We start from the raw sequence: 18,061 nt of genomic DNA, 5'->3' as shown, positions 1-18,061 counted from the left end.
TGTTCTTATCACCTTATTTTGATTTAATGTAAACGAAAATATATAGAACTTGCTTGAATATATTATAAGCCAAAAAGAGTGCGGTTTCAACGAGCTGAAGATGATATTCTTTTCTGTTTCTTGCCTATTTCGGGCCTAAAATTTTGCGCTAAAAGAGGGCTAGCATCATGCCAGCCCTCTTTTTAAATTGCTTATTTGCCTTGGTACAAGTCATTAACGCGTTGTTGCACGTCTTTGTTCTCCAAGTATTCTTCATAGGTGGTGTCAATCCGGTCGAAGGCGCCGTTAGGCGTCAACTCGATGACCCGGTTACAGGTGGTGTTGAGGACCTCGTAGTCGTGGGAAGCCATGAGGATGGCGCCCTTAAACTTAATTAGGCCGTCGTTAAGTGCGGTAATAGATTCCAAGTCTAAGTGGTTGGTTGGTTGGTCCAATACCAAGACGTTAGCCTTAGATAACATCATCTTAGATAACATACAGCGAACCTTTTCGCCCCCAGACAGGACATTGACTTCCTTCATCACGTCTTCACCAGAGAAGAGCATACGACCCAAGAAGCTACGCAAGAAGGTGTTGTCGCTCTCTTCCTTGCTAGCGTATTGACGGAGCCAGTCCACAATGCTTAAGTGCACGCCGTCAAATTCGTCGCCAGAGTTCTTAGGCAGGTAGGTTTGGCTAGTGGTTACACCCCACTCGAAGCTACCGCTGTCGGCTTCCATCTTGCCCATGATAATGTCGAAGAATGCAGAGAGGGCGATGTCGTTACGGCTGAGGAAGGCCACCTTGTCATCACGACGGAGAGTGAAGGTAATGTTGTCTAAGACCTTCTCGCCATCGATGGTTTTGCTGAGGCCTTCTACCCGTAGTAAGTCATTGCCGATTTCGCGTTCTGGTGTGAAGCCTACGAATGGGTAACGACGGGAGGATGGTTGAATGTCATCCAGGGTAATCTTATCCAGCATCTTCTTACGGGAAGTTGCTTGTTTGGATTTAGAAGCGTTAGCTGAGAAGCGGGCGATGAAGGCTTGGAGTTCCTTAATCTTCTCTTCCTTCTTAGCGTTTTGGTCAGCAGCCATCTTAGCAGCCAATTGGCTGGATTGGAGCCAGAAGTCGTAGTTACCGACATAGAGCTTGATTTTCCCGAAGTCCACATCGGCCATGTGGGTGCAGACCGTGTTCAAGAAGTGACGGTCGTGGGAAACCACGATAACGGTGTTAGGGAAGTTCAAGATAAAGTCACTCAGCCATTCGATAGCGGCCGCGTCCAGACCATTGGTCGGCTCGTCTAAGAGCAAGTTGTCTGGCTTGCCAAAGAGGGCTTGGGCCAAGAGCACCTTAATCTTGTCGGCTTCAATCAGCTCACGCATGTAGCTGTAGTGAAGGTCCTTGCCAAGACCTAAGCCTTGTAGCATGTTGCTAGCTTCGGCTTCAGCTTCCCAACCGCCCATTTCAGCAAAGGCAGCTTCGAGTTCGCCGGCGCGGACACCGTCTTCATCGCTGAAGTCTTCCTTAGCGTAGATGGCGTCTTTTTCTTTCATAATGTCATAGAGTTCCTTGTGGCCCATCATCACGGTCTCGATAACGGTGAAGTCTTCGAAACCATAGTGGTTCTGGCTGAGGACCGCCAGGCGCTCATGGGGATCCATGGAGACATTCCCGGTAGTTGGTGCGATATCGCCGGCCAAGATTTTCAGGAAGGTAGATTTACCAGCCCCGTTGGCCCCAATAACCCCGTAGCAGTTGCCAGGGGTGAAGGTAATGTTGACATCGTCGAATAATTTACGATCTGAAAAGAGTAAGCTCACGTTTGAAACGTTGATCATTTAAGTGTTTCCTCCTTGGTTCATGTTGGGTCAAGTCAGCTTGACGCATACCCTACTATCATACCATATTTTAGCGGGCTTGGCTCATTTATTTGGCAACTTGAGCCAGTTGACGTTGGACAGCAGCTGGCAAATCAGCAGAAGCCGTCACAATCTCGCCTCTTAGCTTAATGAGGCCAGTCGTGTAGAGATTGACATAGCTAAATTGAGACTCGGCTACGTCTTGTAAGGCCTTGAGTTTTTCAGGGTGACTGCCCCCTTGTTGGCGGACATCGGTATAGAGGCCCACAACCGGGATGCCAGCTTGGTAGGCAATGCCGATTTCAGAGGCTACGCCTGGGTCGATAATCTGACCATCTAGGACGGCCACTAGCACGTCGCTCTTGAGGACGGCTTCCGTATCGTAGCGGGCAATCATTTGGGAATCGGCGTAGGCATTTTTGTCGTTAATGGCTTCTTGCTCCTGGGGTAGGAAGACGGTTAGGTCAGGAACTTGAGCACGTAGATTAGCAACCACTTGGGCGTTGAAGGCACGCTCCATTTCGGTGAAGAGGGGGCTGGCAAAGTATAGATGGGGCATAATGACTCCTCCTTGGGCATTGATACCTTCATTATAACGGAGATTGTGTCAATTAGCTATTGCAAAATCACCAGAAAATGGTAGACTAGATAGGGTCGCTGTCATGATGGGACAGCCCCCTGCGACACTTAGCATCCTTTGGTCGCAGTAAGTACTAGTCGGCCTGAGCCGGACTACAAAGGAGGAACTTATATGAATAACCATCTTAAACCTAGTTGGCTAAGCTGGCCCAACTGGAAGGACAGCCGTGAGCTGACCCGCGCAGGCTTAGTTGCCGGCCTCTATATCGTTTTAACTTTCCTGACCCTGCCATATTCTTTTGGCTTGGTTCAGTTCCGCTTGGCAGAGACGCTTAACTTCACTAGTCTCTATAACAAGCGCTATGTCTACGCCTTGACCTTAGGGGTCTTCATCGTCAATGCCTATCAATATGGACCTGTTGACATGATCGTAGGCTCCTTGCAGACCTTACTCTTCCTCTGGTTAGCACGCTGGATTGGGGACTTGGTTGTCGCATTTTTTGCCAAAGGGGCATCCGCTAAGATCCAAACCATTATACGTTACGCTGTCTTGACCCTGGTCTTCTCCCTATCCATGTTTGTCATTGCCTTAGAGATGGTGGTGGTAGGCGTAGCAGAAGCTGGCTTCTGGGCAGCCTACACACAACTCTTCACTAGCGAATTGGTTATGTTGACACTAGGCTCCGTCATCATGTACTATGTCAGCCAACGTGTAGACCTTGAACGCTAATTAATTTTAAGACGAGGACTTGTCCTCGTCTTTTTTGTGTAAATAGTGCTCTTTTGAACACGTAATTTGGCAGCCCTGCCCCCTATTTATCTATGTAATAGATAAATAGGGGAGTGATAGCAAGGCCAAGAAGCTAGCGCCCAAAATCTACTAAAACAGAGGCCAAGCCGTGAGCCAATGGCCCACTCCGCCGAGTGGTCCACTAGCTAGCTTGGTAAGTGCCCAAAAACGACTAAAAGGGCGCAAAAGCTGTGAGCCAGTGGCCTACTCCGTCGAGTGGACCACTAGCTGGCATGTTAAGTGTCTAAAAACGACTAAAAGGAACTCATCCTGATAAAATCCCTTCACAGAAATATTTGTAAAAAAGTTGCACGTCTAATCATTGCAACTTCACAAATTTCGCCCACCGTGATATCTTCAAGCTTCTCAATAATAAGGTAACAGAGGACTTTACAGCTCAAAAATCAATCCATTGAAAATCAAGGAAGAAATGGAAAAACTCGTTGCTGTTGCGAACGGAATTCCAGATGTTCCAGACTAATATCAGGAAAAATGGGGAAATCAGTAATCCTTAGTAAGAGCACATGAAAAGCAACCGTCGGGTTGATTGTTATAATGCTTTGAGAAAGGCATTCAGGTCCAGCTGCACTTGTACAAGCGAAATCTGGTCCCAGAAGCCGTCTGTTTTCAAGCGTGGAATCAGGTGGACATGGAAATGGGTGCCAGCGTCGAACAAGCAATCATTGCAAGCTATGGTTACCCCGTCGATAGCTAATGTTTGACAGAGCTTTTCAGTCAAAAAGACTTCTAAGTCTGATAATTCGTAGCGAACAGCAGTGCTAAGCTGACTAAGTTGCTGGTAATGGTCCTTACTAATGATAAGCAAGTGTCCAGTTTGGATAGGATCAATGTCCCACACAACCTTAAAATGCTCCGTCTGGTAGAGAATATCTTCTTCTTTGAGTTGATGACAAAAAATGCAGGTCATATCTTTTCTCCTATCGATCTTCTATTAAGAGTAGAGTCAGTGCCTCTTTGATATATTCTTTGGTTTGGGTAGCTCGTTTTTGTGTATTGGTCATCCTTTCTCCTTAAATCAACAATTTTGAAATTTTGATTATAGCTTTCTTTCTAGGTCTAGCATATACCAATAAAGCGTTTTAATCAACGTGTTGTCCATTTAGTTTGGTTTGTTTGAATCAAAAGAGCAAAATTGTTGAGGAGAATATGGCTTATATTGAAGTAAAGCACAGCTATAATCCTTATCATGTTGGAGAAACAGAAATCGTCACTAACAATGATATTAACTTTGAAATTGAAAAAGGAGAACTGCTTATCATCTTAGGTTCATCTGGTGCGGGAAAATCGACCGTCTTGAATATTTGAGGTGGAATGGACACCAATGATGAAGGAAATGTCATTATTGATGGTACAGATATTTCAGACTACAATGCTCATCAGTTGACCAAATACCGCCGTGAAGATGTAGGACTTGTAATTTAAGGGTACCGATGGATAGTGTCCATTGGCGTTCATAGTAGCCGTTGCGATAGTCTTGGCGCTGGTCGGAGCGTTCATGGGGAGCGGCTTGGATGAACTGGTGGCGTTCTTCTTCCATGTAGGCATTAAAGACGGTAATGGCCAGCGACTTCATGAGCGTGTTCATGTCACTGTTTAAAACTGCCTCTGTTAATTCTTCAAGTTTTAGGTTAATATTAAGGTAAGTCATGGTAATCTCCTCTTTCAATGTTGTCGGACAACTACATTGTACCAGAGATTACCTGGCTTTTTCTTTTTACACAATTATAGGGGACTTAATCAGATAAATAGGGGAGTGGCAACAAGGCTAAGAAGCTAGCGTACAAAAGATACTAAAACAGAGCCCAAGCCGCGAGCCAGTGGTCCACTCCGCCAAGTGGACCACTAGCTGGCTTGGCAAGTGTCTAAAAACGACTAAAAGGGCGCAAAAGTCGCGAGCTAGTGGTCCACTCGGTCGAGTAGACCACTAGCTGGCTTGGCAAGTGTCTAAAAACGACTAAAAGGGCACAAAAGTCGTGAGCCAGTGGCCCACTCCGCCGAGTGGACCACTAGCTCCTCCGGGTACCGCACCCCCTACCTAGCCACCTCACTTAATATCAGCCCCAAAATATGTTACAATATGGAAAACCCTACCAAACTCAGAGAAAGGACGTGCTAAGATGACCATGCAAACGACCATTGTTTACGCCCACCCCTATGAGGGCAGTCTCAACCATGCTATTTTGGAGCGCCTAGTCGCCACCCTAGAAGCCAAGGGCCACCCGGTGACCGTACTCGACCTCTATGCTGACCAGTTCAATCCGGTTCTGTCGGCTACGGACTTAGCCGTCTATGGGGAAGGCAAGACGACCGATCCCCAGGTAGAGCGCTATGTCCAAATTTTGGACCAGACAGAGCAAATTATTTTCATCTATCCTATTTGGTGGTATGACATGCCCGCCATTATGCGGGGCTTCCTGGATAAGGTGCTGCTGCCTAAGTCGGCCTTCGAGACCGAAAATCAACGCCTCCTAGCCAGCCGCCAGGTGCGCAAGACCTACATTTTCACGACTTCAGCCGCTTCTACGGAAGACTTGGAGCAGGTCTTTGGCGACCCTATTCGGGGCACGACCATGGCCGGCACCTTCAAGGATGTGGGCTTCCTCAATCCTATTTGGTACAATCTGGGCGGCATCGGCCATATCAGCCAGGAGGAGATTGACGTCTATCTGGCCACCCTGTCCAGTCGCGTTTAAGGAGGAGAGGCCTGGCCCTCTCTTTTTTTGTTGGAATATGCTAAAATAAGAAGGAAAATGATTGGAGGTGGCTCCGCGTGTTAGAAAATGTAAAAATCGGTGTCTTTGTCATGGGGGGCATCGCGGCCTATAAGGTACCAGAACTGGTCCGCCAGTTAATTAAAAAGGGTGCCCAAGTTCAGGTGGCCATGACTCAGTCGGCCCAGGAATTTGTGACGCCGCTGACCTTGCAGATCCTGACCAAGCGTCCGGTCCTGACCCATACTTTTGACGAGCGGGAGCCCAGCCAAGTCCAACATGTGGCCATGGCTGACTGGTGCGACCTAGCCCTGGTGGTGCCAGTCACAGCCAATGGTCTAGCCAAAATGGCGCACGGACTGGCAGATGATGTGGTGACCACTACCCTCTTGGCCGTGACGGCCCCTGTTCTGGTGGTGCCGGCCATGAATGTCCATATGTACGAGAACCCCGCGACCCAGCGCAACCTGGCCCAACTGCGAGCAGATGGCCTGACCATTATGGAGCCTGACACAGGTTTCTTAGCGGAAGGCTATGAAGGCAAAGGCCGCCTACCTGAACTCCATCGCATTGTGGCCCAAGTCGAGCGCCTCTATGCCCGGACCCATTTGCCTCAAAGCTTAGCCGGCAAGCAGGTCATTGTCTCGGCCGGGGGTACTCGCGAGCGCATTGATCCGGTCCGTTATATCAGCAATGATTCGTCTGGCAAAATGGGCTATGCCATGGCCCAGGCGGCTGACTGGTTGGGCGCGACCGTCACCTTGGTCTCCACTACTCAGAGCCTCCTGCCACCAGAAGGTGTCCAAGTCCAAGAGGTGGCGTCAGCCCAAGAGTTGGCCCAAGCCATGACATCACGCTATGACCAAATGGACTATGTCGTCATGGCTGCAGCCGTCAGCGACTATCGGGTCAAGCATCCTCATGATCAGAAGATTAAGAAGGTGGCCGGCCAGACGGACTGGCAACTAGACCTAGTCGAGAACCCAGATATTTTGGCCCAATTGGGCCAAAACAAGCGCCAGCAAGTCCTTATCGGCTTTGCGGCGGAAACCCAGAATTTGCTAGAACATGCCCGAGCTAAGTTAAGCAAGAAAGGGGCCGACTGGCTCATCGCCAATGATGTGTCCAACCCGGCCATCGGCTTCAACTCCGACAAGAACCAAGTCTATGTCCTGGGGGCTCAGGGTCAGGAAGTTCTCCTGCCCCAACAGTCCAAGACCAGCCTAGCCTTGGCTGCCTGGCAAGTGATTCTAGCTGAAGGAGAAGAGACACTATGACAATTCGTGTAGCCGGATTGGCCAGTGGTTACCGCCAGGTGCCGGTCATCCAAGACATTAACTTCCAGATTGAGTGGGGCCAAATTGTCGCCCTGATTGGGCTCAATGGGGCGGGCAAATCCACCCTGCTCAAGACTATCCTGGGCTTGCTTAAGCCCCAAGCTGGGACGGTCACCCTGGACGGTCTCAGCCTGCAGGAAAACCACCAGGCCTTTGCCAGCCAGCTAGCCTATGTGCCTGAGACGCCCATTCTCTATGAAGCTCTGACCTTGCGCGAGCACCTGGAACTGACGGCCCTGGGCTATGGCCTAGACCCGGCAGTCGTGATGGACCGGGCTCAACCCCTACTCAAGCTTTTCCGTTTGGACAAGCAGTTGGATTGGTTCCCGACCCACTTTTCTAAGGGCATGAAGCAAAAGGTCATGATTGTCTGCGCCTTGGTCTCCGATGCCAAATTCCTGATTATTGACGAGCCTTTCTTGGGCTTAGACCCCTTGGCCATTCAGCAATTCAAGGACATTCTCCAGGCCCGCGCCCAAGCCGGCTGCGCCATCCTCTTGACGACTCACGTCCTAGGCTTGGTGGAAAATATAGCCGACTCCTACCTCATGATGCAGGCAGGTCGCCTCTATGCTCAGGGTACCCTAGCGGACTTGCAAGAAGCCCTAGAAGCGCCTGGTGCTAGTCTGGATCAACTCTATATCCAAATGGCCAGTCGCGAGGTGACGGCATGAAGGATTTGAACAGTCTCTGGCAGGGCCGTTTACAGGACTTTGCCAAGACCATGAGTCGCTACAGCCGGCTCATTCTCAACGACCACATGGCCCTCATTCTCTTAGTGGCTTTCGGTTTCTTCAGTATCTATTACCAACAATTATTGACTTCCCTGCAAAGCCAGCCACCTCAAGGCTTGGGACTGATGATGACAGCGGTCTGCTTGCTAGTCTGGTGGGCAGGCCTGGCTTGGGGTCGGCCCTTACTCCTGACCTACGAGCCGGACAAGAGCTATCTCTTCGCCCGCGGTTATCAATGGCATGCTGTTTGGAAATGGGGCGTCTGGTTAGGCGCCCTTACTCCTAGTCTGGTCTTGGCTGTCTTGACCTTGTTGCTGGCGCCCCTGATTAGTTTGGGCTTTGCTTGGTCCTTAGGTCAGGCCCTCTATCTGATTGTCTATGTAGTGGCCGCCAAGTTCCTAGTGGCTTGGGCCGGCTATCTAGGTTTTTATAGCGGCTTGCTGCCAAAAGCTTTGTCTGGTTCTCTGTTAGCTCTGGCCTTGGCAGGACTGGGAGCGGGGAGCTTGTGGCTGCCGGCTAACCTGGCTTTGGGACTTTTAGCCTTGCTGCTGATTCTAGGCGCTGCCTTTCTCTGCTGGACCTGCCGCAAACTAGACCAACATTGGATTGAGTTTGAAGCCTTAGTAGCCCAAGAGCAAGCCCGGCGCGCCAGCCTCTATCGCTGGTTGGCCCTCTTTGCAGAGGTGCCCCAACAGATTCCGCCGATTAAGCGACGAGCTTATTTAGATGGCGTCCTCAAGAGTCTGTCTGGGCGCCTGGCCAATCGCTACGCCTATCTCTACCTGCGCCATCTAGTGCGCAATACCGCCTATTCCGGCATCTGGCTACGGGTGCTGATTTTCTTCAGCCTGGTCATCGTCAGCAGTCAACAAGTCTGGCTTTGGGCAGCAGCCGGTGCACTGAGCACAGTCTTGACCCTAGTTCAGCTCATGCCCCTAGCCCTAGAGCCTCTGCGCCACCCGCTAGAGCGCCTCTATCCGGCTGGCCAACAGTCCCTAGTAGCTGCCATGCGCCCCGTACTGGCCATGATTCTAGCCTTACAGTTGCTAGTCTATAGCCTCTTGCTTGCTCTTCTAGCTCAGGGTAACTGGTCTCACTTGGGCCTCTGCCTCTTGATTTGGCTAGCCGTTGCAGCACTAGGCCTCCTAGTTTACCTGCCATTTTGGATTGGCCGCCATAGCCGATTACATTAATGAAGTTTACCCCCTCTTTCAATAACCTATTGAAAGAGGGCTTTTTGTATAGCTATAAAAATCCCTGCCTTTCCTAGGAGCCAGTGGCCCACTTTGAAGAGTGGACCACTAGCTCCTAGGAACTCGCCGAAAACGAGCCGAAATCCGGGAAAAGTGTTGAGCCAGTGGTCCACTTTGTCGAGTGGACCACTAGCTCCTAGGAACTTGCCGAAAACGGGCCGAAATCTGGGGAAAGCGCCGAGCCAGTAGTCCACTTCGAAGAGTGGACCACTGGCTCGGGGCGAGAACACGGAAAGTGAGTTTTTCTGGCGCCAAACGCTCCAAGCCCGACCTATTTTCCCTAACCTAAAAAAATACTTTCAGCATTTTAAGTAAATTTTAACTAGGGCCTCTATACTGAAATCAAGTTAAGTGATAGAGGGGACATCTGACTATCACTTAACCCATTATTAAAATAATCCAAGATTACTACACGCAAGACCAATAAGGGAGGTCCATATCATGAGAAAAAGTATTACGATCGCCACCCTCATCAGCCTGACCGCCAGTATGTCCTTGGCTTATCCAGTCTTAGCTCAGTCGGGCGCGCAGGAAAGTCAGTCAGTGACCAGTTTCCAGGCCCAAACCAGCTATGATGAGAGCCAGGCTAGCCAAATAACTTTGACTGATCAAACGGCCACCGTCACAGGGCAAGGCGCCAGCTTCAGCGACCAAACGCTGACCATTACCCAAGCTGGCACCTACGTCCTGACCGGTAGCGGCAAGAACATCAAGCTAGTGGTAGAGGCAGCTGACACTGACCAGGTCCACTTGGTCTTTCAAAATCTGACCCTAGAAAGGGAGGGAACCCTGCTGCAAGTTAACAAGGCCCAAGAAGTTGTCATCAGTCTAGCGGAAGGCAGTCAGAATGCTTTGACAGAAAGCCAGGCTAGCGACGATGAAGAGGTCAAAGCCACTATCCACAGTCAGGTGCCTCTGACCCTGAACGGGACAGGTAACTTGACCCTCACGGCTCTTACCAAGAATGCCTTAGAGGTGGAAGACGACCTCAAGCTCTTAGGCGGGACCTATACCGTCAAAGCCGCCAACCATGGCTTCAAGGCCGAGGGTGCCCTCGCTATTGAGGCAGCTACTCTGACCATTGAAGCAGGCAAAGACGGTCTCCATGCTGAGCATGACGAGATGATCGAACGAGCTAACATTAGCCTCAATCCGACTCAATTAAGTATTGCTGCCACCGAAGATGGGGTGGATGCCGGCAATGAATTGACCATTAAAGGCGGGACGATTACCGTTAGCCAAAGTGAGGAAGGCCTAGAAGCGCGTGTCATCCGCCAACTAGGTGGCGATGTCACCATCAAGAGTAGCGATGACGGGGTCAACGCTTCGGCAGGCTCCTCTAACAAGACAAGTGACACGAGCGCTACAAGCAAGACAAGCGAAACTAGCACCACAAGTAATACAGCTGACACCAGCTCTTCTGCTAGCCAGGCCACTACTGATTCAGACACTGCCAGCTCTTCTGCCAGCCAGGCCACTGCCGACTCAGCAGCCGGCAGTAAGGCTGACCAAGACAACAAGGACAAGAATGCAACCCCACCGTCTCCACCGGCTGGCCAAGCGCCGCCACAAGGCAGCCAGCCACCGCAAAATGGACAAGGGCCTGGCGGCATGCCACCAGGTGGCCAGGAAGAAAGTGACCCAAGCCTACAAATCATCCTTGAAGGTGGGACCCTCACCATTGATGCAGAAGGCGACGGCATTGATTCCAACGGGACGGTCACCATTAGTGGTGGTAGCCTCGTCGTCAATGGCTCAGTCCAAGGCGGTAATGGCCCCCTCGATGCAGCGGGCGACATCACCATCACAGGCGGCACGGTCTGGGCCTTAGGGACCTCCGACATGCTGCAAGGTTTCGCCCAAGGATCGACCCAGGCTTCCATTACTGCTAACATAGCAGGGACCGCAGGCCAAACGCTGATCATCCTCGATGCCAATGGCAAGGAAGTGGCACGTCAGACGGCAAGCAAGGATTTCCAAGCGGTCATTATGTCCAGTGCTGACCTAGTAGACGGTCAGACCTACACCATCCAGGTGGAAGGGACGACCCAAACTGCCGCGGCAGCCCTTGTCACTCCTGTGACAGGCGGTTTTCATCCCTAATCATTAGGGTCATTCTCCTCTGCGAAGCTAAGTGCCGATACTTAGCTTCGTATTTTTTTTAGATGGGATAAGGCTCGGCAGCTGACTCGAGAAGATACTTGTAAATGTAAGATAAGTATGTCATAATAATAGTGTAAAAACAGCGGTTTCTGATGGAACTAGTTCCAAAATTGAAACTGCAATATCTTGAATACTCATCACGAGAAGGGGAGGATGTGACTGGTGTTAGTTATAATACCTGTCTATCCCAAGCACCATACCCCTGTGAGCTAGTGGATAACTTGCCCAGTCTGGCCAGTCAATGCCAGACAGTGACCCAGTCCAATGGGGTGGCGCCGGATAGATATGCTGATTAAGCGAGAGGGCCCGTTTAGGCCCAAAACGGCACAAGTTAAAGGGGTGAGGACCGCAATCTAGTAAGTGAAGAGTGTTGACGCAACTGATGAATCGTGAGAATTTGACGTTGGTCCCCAGGGGCTTGCGTGTGGATGAAAGGACGCGTTTATAACGAAAGAATCTGACCATAGGCCAAGGGGCTAGTGGGCAGTTTTCCAAGTCATAAAACGAATTCAAACACGGTAAATAGGCGTCAAAAGTTTGTGGGCAGGGCATTATACACAATCTTTTGACATTTTTTTGTATTTTCCGTTTGGATTTAATTGGATTTAATGTAAGATAATGTTGGATTATGTAAGTGAAGCAAGCGTAAGAGATTTTTAGTAAGATACAGTCCAGACGCCCTCGAGGCAGTCTTAGACGCACTTGTCATAAGCTCTATGCTACTCACTACCAGCGAAGGCTAGATAATCGCTAGGAGGGTAACAATGACAACGATTAATGATATTGCAAAATTAGCAGGTGTTGCCAAAAGTACGGTTTCTAGACATTTGAACGGGGGTTCCGTCAGCCGGAAAACAGCTGCCAAGATTGAGGCAGTCATCAAGCAAACCGGCTACGTACCTAATTCTTTTGCCCAAAGCTTGAAAGCCAAGGAGAGCCGTATGATTGGCGTGATTATACCGCGGCTTGATAGTTTTTCAGCCAACTGTATCCTGAGTGAGATTGACGAAGTTTTCCGTCAGCACAACTATCAGGTTTTAATTATTAATTCTAATTTCTCGGTCAGCCGGGAAGAAGAGGCCCTCAGAACCTTCCAAGTTAACAAGATGGATGGGGTCATCTTCCTCATGTCCCACACCGACAACCGGATTATTGAACTGATCGAGAATGTCCAGGTGCCAATCGTGACCATTGGTCAAGAATTCTTGGACGAGAATACCATTTACTACGACGAGGAGAGTGCAGGCCGCCAGCTGGCCGACTACCTCTATGCCATGGGCCATCGGGACATGGACTTCTTGACCGTGACCACAACCGACCCAGCCGTGGGCATTAAGCGCCGGGATGCCATTAAGCGGGAATTCCTCAAGTATGGGGATACTAGCTTCCGCGAGTACAGCTGTGGCTTCAACCTCATGGATGGCTACCAAGTGACGCGGGATCAAGTGCTGCTCAATAAGCCTCGCCTGATTGTGGGGGCAACCGATATTATTGCCATTGGTGCCATGCGAGCTTGCCTAGAGGCAGGTTATCAGGTACCAGAGCAAATTAACTTTGCTGGTTTTGGCAATAATGTCCTAGGTTCTTCTATCTATCCTGGCTTGACGACGGTAGAATATCCTTATCGTCATGCTGGCTATGTTGCTACCAAAATGTTACTAGATAGAATACAAGGCCAAGGCACAGTTACTAAACGCAAGCTCGAAACTTCCCTTGTTATCAGACAGTCTGTTACAGCTGTCTAGACCAACATGAAAACTAAACGATTTCATTTTCACATTTAATTATATTGACACCGGTTCTATTCCAAGTATAATAAGGCTTAGAGGAGAACCGGTTTCTTTTCTACAGGCAATTATTATTTTAGTCTCATCTGCATGAAGGAGGAACACAAATGGGATTTAAAGAAATCGCACAAGATGTTGTCAAATACCTAGGTGGTAAGGAAAACATCTCTAGCGTCGCACACTGCGCAACTCGTCTACGTGTTATGGTCAAAGACGAAGCCAAAATTGATAAGGAAGCCATCGAAAATACCGACAAGGTCATGGGTGCTTTCTTCAACTCCGGTCAATACCAAATTATTTTTGGAACCGGTACGGTCAACAAGGTCTATGAAGAAGTATCAGCCTTGGGCGTTAACGCTGTAACCAAGTCCGACCAAAAAGAAGAAGTGAAACCACAAGGGAATGTCCTACAACGTATGATCCGGACCTTCGGGGACGTCTTCGTACCAATCATCCCTGTCTTGGTGGCAACCGGTCTCTTCATGGGGGTTCGGGGTGTCCTCACTCGTCCAGAAGTGATCGGCCTCTTCGGATTAACCGATCCTAAGCAAATCGACCAAAACTTCTTACTCTATACACAAATCTTAACCGATACCGCCTTCGCCTTCTTACCAGCCTTAGTTGCTTGGTCTAGCTTCAAGGTCTTCGGTGGCAACCCTGTCTTAGGGATTGTCCTTGGTTTAATGATGGTCAACCCTGCCTTGCCTAACGCCTATGCAGTAGCAAGTGGGGATGCGCAAGCCTTAACCTTCTTCGGCTTCATTCCAGTCGTAGGTTACCAAGGGACTGTCTTGCCAGCCTTCTTCGTCGGTTTAATCGGGGCTAAACTTGAAAAATGGCTCCATGACCACGTTAAGGATACTTTTGACTTGATCGTGACACCATTCTTAACCTTCTTGGTGATGTCTATCTTAGGTCTCTTCGCTATTGGGCCAGTCTTCCACTCCTTGGAAACAGTCGTACTGGACGTAACCAAGCAGATCTTGACCTTGCCATTTGGTTTAGCGGGTCTCATCGTCGGTGGTGTTCAACAAATCATCGTGGTTACCGGGATTCACCACATCTTCAACTTCTTAGAATTACAATTATTGACTAACGGCGACAAGACTAACCCACTGAACGCTTACTTCACTGCTGCCATGGCAGGTCAAGCAGGGGCAACCTTCGCTGTAGGTTACAAGACAGTCAACAACAAGGTTCGTGCCTTGGCATACTCTTCAGGGATTTCCTGCTTGCTAGGGATTACAGAACCAGCTATCTTCGGGGTTAACCTCCGTTATGGTAAACCATTCGTTATGGGTCTCGTTGCTGGGGCTGCGGGTGGTTGGTTAGCAGGCCTCTTCAAATTAGCAGGGACCGGTATGTCTGTCACTGTTTTACCAGGGGTCTTACTCTACCTCAACAATATCTTTGCTTACCTCTTGGTGCTGGCAGTCAGCTTCGGGATTGGGTTCGGCTTGACCTACGCCTTCGGTTACAAAGAAGACAAACAAGCTTAAGCACAAGCATGACTTATGACAGGACGGGGCAACTCGTCCTGTTTTCATAGGTGCCTACTGGCAGCTGTGCTATAATGAAGTTAGCCTATAATCAAAAAGGAGGACCAGCCATGTCAAGCCGCAACAAAGGGACTTACGCCCAACACTTCCACCTGACGCCTGAGCAGGGACTACTCAATGACCCCAACGGGCTCTGCTATTTCCAGGGTTACTATCATATTTTCTATCAATATAACCCGTATGCGACCGACCACTCTACCAAATACTGGGGTCATGTCCGGACCAAGGACTTCGTGACCTATGAGCAGTTGCCGGTAGCCCTCAAGTCTGATGACTGGTTCGATAAGAACGGGGTCTATTCAGGTGGTGCCATCGTCCACGAGGATACCCTCTACCTCTTCTATACCGGCAATACCAAGGATGAGGCAGGTCGCCGGACTAGCTACCAATGTATTGCCACTTCGACAGACGGCATTCATTTCACCAAATTAGGCCCTGTGACTGAGCAGTTGCCGGACTATACCGGCCATGTGCGGGATCCTAAGGTCTGGTATGATGCGTCCGTCCAAGGTTGGTGGATGTTACTGGGGGCTCAGCGCTTAGATAAGACCGGCGACACCGTGGCCTTCTTCTCTAAAGACCTCAAAGACTGGGACTACCGCGGTTCTATCTTCCAATTTGATCAGCCCCTGGGCTATATGTGGGAGTGCCCGGATATGGTCTTCTTGACGGACGAGGTGACAGGCCAGGACAAGGCCGTCTTCATCTTCTCACCTCAAGGGGTCGACCCAATTGGGGATAGCTACCATAATATCTTTAACACCACTTACTTAGTCGGGACCTGGGATAGCCAGACTGGTCGCTTCCTGCCGGATAATGCGGACTTTGCGGATATGCAGGAGTGTGACCGTGGCTTTGAATACTATGCGCCTCAGTCCTTTGTGGCGCCTGATGGCCGGGTCATCCAATACTCTTGGATGGGCATTACCTGGCCTGACCAGGAGGCCGCCATCCCAACCCGCCAGGACGAATGGATTCATCATCTGACCATTCCGCGCCAGTTACGCCTAGTAAATGGCAAACTCTATCAGACGCCGATTGCCGAATTGGCAGGCCTGGCAGGAACTAGCCAACCGCTGGCTTGGACCACGGCAGACTTCCGCCTAGCTTTGGCGGGCCGGGCGCAAAGAGTGCAAGTGGACTTTGAGACTTTAGCAGATTGGGAACTCTCCTTAGATGATAACGTGACAGTCAAATACCAGGCCGCTCAAGGCCGTCTAAGTTTAGCCCGCTTCAACTGGTTGACCGGCTTGCAAGAATGGCGCCATATGCAGCTAGAAGAGGAGCTCAAGCACTTAGACCTTTGGTTAGATGCTAGCTCACTAGAGGTCTTTGTCAATGGCGGACAAGTAGTTGCCTCCCTCCGTTACTTCGCCAAAGAGCCCCTGACGCGCCTAGAAGGCAAGGGCGCCGTCGGTCTCCAGGCTAAGCTAGTAGCCACCCAGTTGGCCGCTCATCAATATATATAGGAAGAAAAAGGGGCGTCAGCCCCTTTTTTGTTTAGTTTTGGACACGTAATTTTGCTAACTCGTCCCCTATTTATCTATGTAATAGATAAATAGGGGAACTAATTTTACTAGCCAGCAAATCCTCTCAAATAAGTCGCCTCAATAGCCAGCAAATCCTCTCAAATAAGTCGCCTCAATAGCCAGCAAACTCTCTAGGTAACCGCCGAAAACGGGGCAAAAGCCAGGAAAACGCCGGAAACAGGGCAAAAGCTAGGAAAAGCTCCGCGCCAGTGGTCCACTTTAAAGAGTGGACCACTAGCTCCCAGAAGCCCGTCGAAAACGGGCCGAAACCTAGGAAAATCGTCGAGCCAGTGGTCCACTCCGTCGAGTGAACCACTAGCTCCCCAACAACCCACCCAAAACAGGCCGAAATCCAGAAATCGCCCTCACAGCCAGCCCCCCAAAACGGCACCGATTCCGCGCCACATAAGGCCTAGACAAGAAAATGAGCAAAAGATTAAAAAACTTTAATAAAAGCATTGTAAAATGAGCCGGAGTAGTGTATACTTTTCTCATCATCATGATTTAGGAACCATATTTTAGGAGGTACACTATGAATTTTAAAAAGTTAGGAACAGCACTCTTCGCGGGTCTCTTGCTCGCATCCCCATTAGCAACTGTCTCAGCCCAAGACACCGTTAAAGTCGGCGGTAACTTCGAGCTCTCAGGGGCGGCGGCTGCTTACGGGACGCCAATGGCTAGTGGTTTGAAATTAGCTGTTAAGCAATACAATGAAGAACACGGCGGCGTTAACGGCAAGAAAGTTGAAGCGCAAGTCGAAGACAACAAGTCTGATAAGACAGAAGCCGCTGCGGCTGCAACCAAATTAGTCGCTGCCGGCGTGGCAGGGATTGTAGGTCCTGCAACTACCGGGGATGCCTTAGCAGAAATTCCAGTCGCTAACGACGGCAAAACACCAGCTATCTTCCCTGCTGCAACTGGTAACGGGATTACCCTCGACTCTGCAGGCAAAGTCTACGACTACATCTACCGTGTCTGCTTCGAAGATTCCTTCCAAGGGGTGGCCGCTGCTAACTACTTAGCGGATACTCAAGGTTACAAGAAAGTGGTTCTCTTGGTTGACCAAGCGAACGACTACTCACAAGGTTTGGCTGATAGCTTCGTTAAGCAATTTGAAGCTAAAGGCGGGACCATCGTAGCCAAAGAATCTTACCAAACTAACGATACTGACTTCTTAACTGTCTTGACTAACATCTCTACTCAAGACTTCGACGCCCTCTACGTACCAGGTTACTATACTGAAGCTGGTTTGATCATCAAGCAAGCGCGTGAACTCGGGATCGACAAGCCAATCGTCGGTGGTGACGGTTTTGCTAACGACACCTTAGTTGAATTAGCAGGTAAAGACAACCTTAACAACGTCTTCTACACTTCTCACTACTCTGACAAGAGTGATGACCCAGCAGTCAAGAAATTCGTAGAAGCTTATGAAAAAGAATACGGCAAGAAGCCAGATACTTTCGCAGCTCTCGCTTACGATGCGACTAACGTGCTCTTACAAGCTATCAAGGATGCCGGCTCAACCGACCCACAAGAAGTCAACAAAGCCTTGGCTAAAATCAAAGACTTCAAAGGGGTAACCGGGACCTTCTCATTTGACGAAAAACACAACCCAGTGAAGACAGCGGTAATGCTCCACTTCGAAAAAGGTGAAGTTACCGAAGCTGTGAACGTGTCAGCTGAGTAATCGACAGCAGACCCCTCATGCTAGTGTCGTATTGTTGCTTGGACATCCAGTCATAGCACAATACGAC

Annotated in this window: 13 protein-coding genes and 3 pseudogenes; 12 read left to right on the top strand and 4 right to left on the bottom strand. The window is 49.8% G+C overall.

All coding sequences use genetic code 11. The annotated features are described in order from the left end of the window. Window positions 1-191: 191 nt before the first annotated feature. Window positions 192-1,823 (bottom strand): ABC-F family ATP-binding cassette domain-containing protein, encoded by a 1,632-nt coding sequence (locus ACO53F_RS02320; protein ID WP_303886316.1) that lies wholly within the window; start codon window positions 1,821-1,823, stop codon window positions 192-194. Between the two features lie 88 nt (window positions 1,824-1,911). Continuing rightward, a complete protein-coding gene (locus ACO53F_RS02315) occupies window positions 1,912-2,403 on the bottom strand; it encodes a nucleoside 2-deoxyribosyltransferase (RefSeq protein WP_070756186.1) in 492 nt (163 codons plus the stop codon). A 192-nt stretch (window positions 2,404-2,595) separates the two neighbouring features. Between ACO53F_RS02315 and ACO53F_RS02310 the strand changes: the two genes are divergently transcribed. Further along, window positions 2,596-3,153: a QueT transporter family protein gene (locus ACO53F_RS02310; protein WP_485137159.1), complete on the top strand. Its 558-nt coding sequence runs from the start codon at window positions 2,596-2,598 to the stop codon at window positions 3,151-3,153. Between the two features lie 610 nt (window positions 3,154-3,763). Here ACO53F_RS02310 and ACO53F_RS02305 read toward each other — a convergent pair. Next, on the bottom strand, window positions 3,764-4,141 hold the full coding sequence (locus ACO53F_RS02305) for an HIT family protein (RefSeq protein WP_485137158.1): 378 nt from the start codon (window positions 4,139-4,141) through the stop codon (window positions 3,764-3,766). 239 nt (window positions 4,142-4,380) lie between these two features. Between ACO53F_RS02305 and ACO53F_RS02300 the strand changes: the two are divergent. Continuing rightward, window positions 4,381-4,650: pseudogene (locus ACO53F_RS02300) on the top strand (ATP-binding cassette domain-containing protein); the annotation flags it as partial. Here the strand turns inward: ACO53F_RS02300 and ACO53F_RS02295 are convergent. Beyond that, window positions 4,610-4,882 (bottom strand): annotated as a pseudogene (locus tag ACO53F_RS02295) (transposase); the annotation flags it as partial. The pseudogenes ACO53F_RS02300 and ACO53F_RS02295 overlap by 41 nt on opposite strands. A gap of 469 nt (window positions 4,883-5,351) precedes the next feature. Between ACO53F_RS02295 and ACO53F_RS02290 the strand changes: the two are divergent. The 10 genes and pseudogenes from ACO53F_RS02290 (at window position 5,352) to ACO53F_RS02245 (ending at window position 17,994) form a co-directional block, all read left to right on the top strand. Beyond that, window positions 5,352-5,927 (top strand): NAD(P)H-dependent oxidoreductase, encoded by a 576-nt coding sequence (locus ACO53F_RS02290; RefSeq protein ID WP_485137157.1) that lies wholly within the window; start codon window positions 5,352-5,354, stop codon window positions 5,925-5,927. Window positions 5,928-6,004: 77 nt separating this feature from the next. Continuing rightward, window positions 6,005-7,222: a bifunctional phosphopantothenoylcysteine decarboxylase/phosphopantothenate--cysteine ligase CoaBC gene (coaBC, locus tag ACO53F_RS02285; RefSeq protein ID WP_485137156.1), complete on the top strand. Its 1,218-nt coding sequence runs from the start codon at window positions 6,005-6,007 to the stop codon at window positions 7,220-7,222. Next, window positions 7,219-7,956 carry an ABC transporter ATP-binding protein gene (locus ACO53F_RS02280; protein WP_485137155.1) on the top strand — a complete coding sequence of 246 codons (738 nt, stop codon included), beginning with the start codon at window positions 7,219-7,221 and terminating at the stop codon, window positions 7,954-7,956. Before coaBC ends, ACO53F_RS02280 begins: the two co-directional genes overlap by 4 nt. Then, window positions 7,953-9,209 (top strand): ABC transporter permease, encoded by a 1,257-nt coding sequence (locus ACO53F_RS02275; RefSeq protein WP_485137154.1) that lies wholly within the window; start codon window positions 7,953-7,955, stop codon window positions 9,207-9,209. The genes ACO53F_RS02280 and ACO53F_RS02275 overlap by 4 nt, the downstream gene beginning before the upstream one ends. Before the next feature lie 501 nt (window positions 9,210-9,710). Continuing rightward, complete coding sequence (locus ACO53F_RS02270; protein ID WP_485137153.1) at window positions 9,711-11,372, top strand: carbohydrate-binding domain-containing protein; 1,662 nt, start codon at window positions 9,711-9,713, stop codon at window positions 11,370-11,372. Window positions 11,373-11,587: 215 nt separating this feature from the next. Beyond that, a complete protein-coding gene (locus ACO53F_RS02265; RefSeq protein WP_485137152.1) occupies window positions 11,588-11,728 on the top strand; it encodes a hypothetical protein in 141 nt (46 codons plus the stop codon). A 468-nt stretch (window positions 11,729-12,196) separates the two neighbouring features. Beyond that, window positions 12,197-13,177 (top strand): LacI family DNA-binding transcriptional regulator, encoded by a 981-nt coding sequence (locus ACO53F_RS02260; protein WP_485137151.1) that lies wholly within the window; start codon window positions 12,197-12,199, stop codon window positions 13,175-13,177. Between the two features lie 149 nt (window positions 13,178-13,326). Continuing rightward, window positions 13,327-14,703 (top strand): annotated as a pseudogene (locus tag ACO53F_RS02255) (sucrose-specific PTS transporter subunit IIBC); the annotation flags it as partial. A 125-nt stretch (window positions 14,704-14,828) separates the two neighbouring features. Next, window positions 14,829-16,247, top strand: a complete 1,419-nt coding sequence (locus tag ACO53F_RS02250) for a glycoside hydrolase family 32 protein (RefSeq protein WP_485137150.1) — start codon at window positions 14,829-14,831, stop codon at window positions 16,245-16,247. A 592-nt stretch (window positions 16,248-16,839) separates the two neighbouring features. Then, a complete protein-coding gene (locus ACO53F_RS02245) occupies window positions 16,840-17,994 on the top strand; it encodes an ABC transporter substrate-binding protein (RefSeq protein WP_314389066.1) in 1,155 nt (384 codons plus the stop codon). Window positions 17,995-18,061: the final 67 nt, after the last annotated feature.

The organism is Abiotrophia sp., from assembly GCF_057275535.1.
Note: the sequence above shows the minus strand (reverse complement) of the source record. Positions and strands in the feature narration are given on the sequence as shown.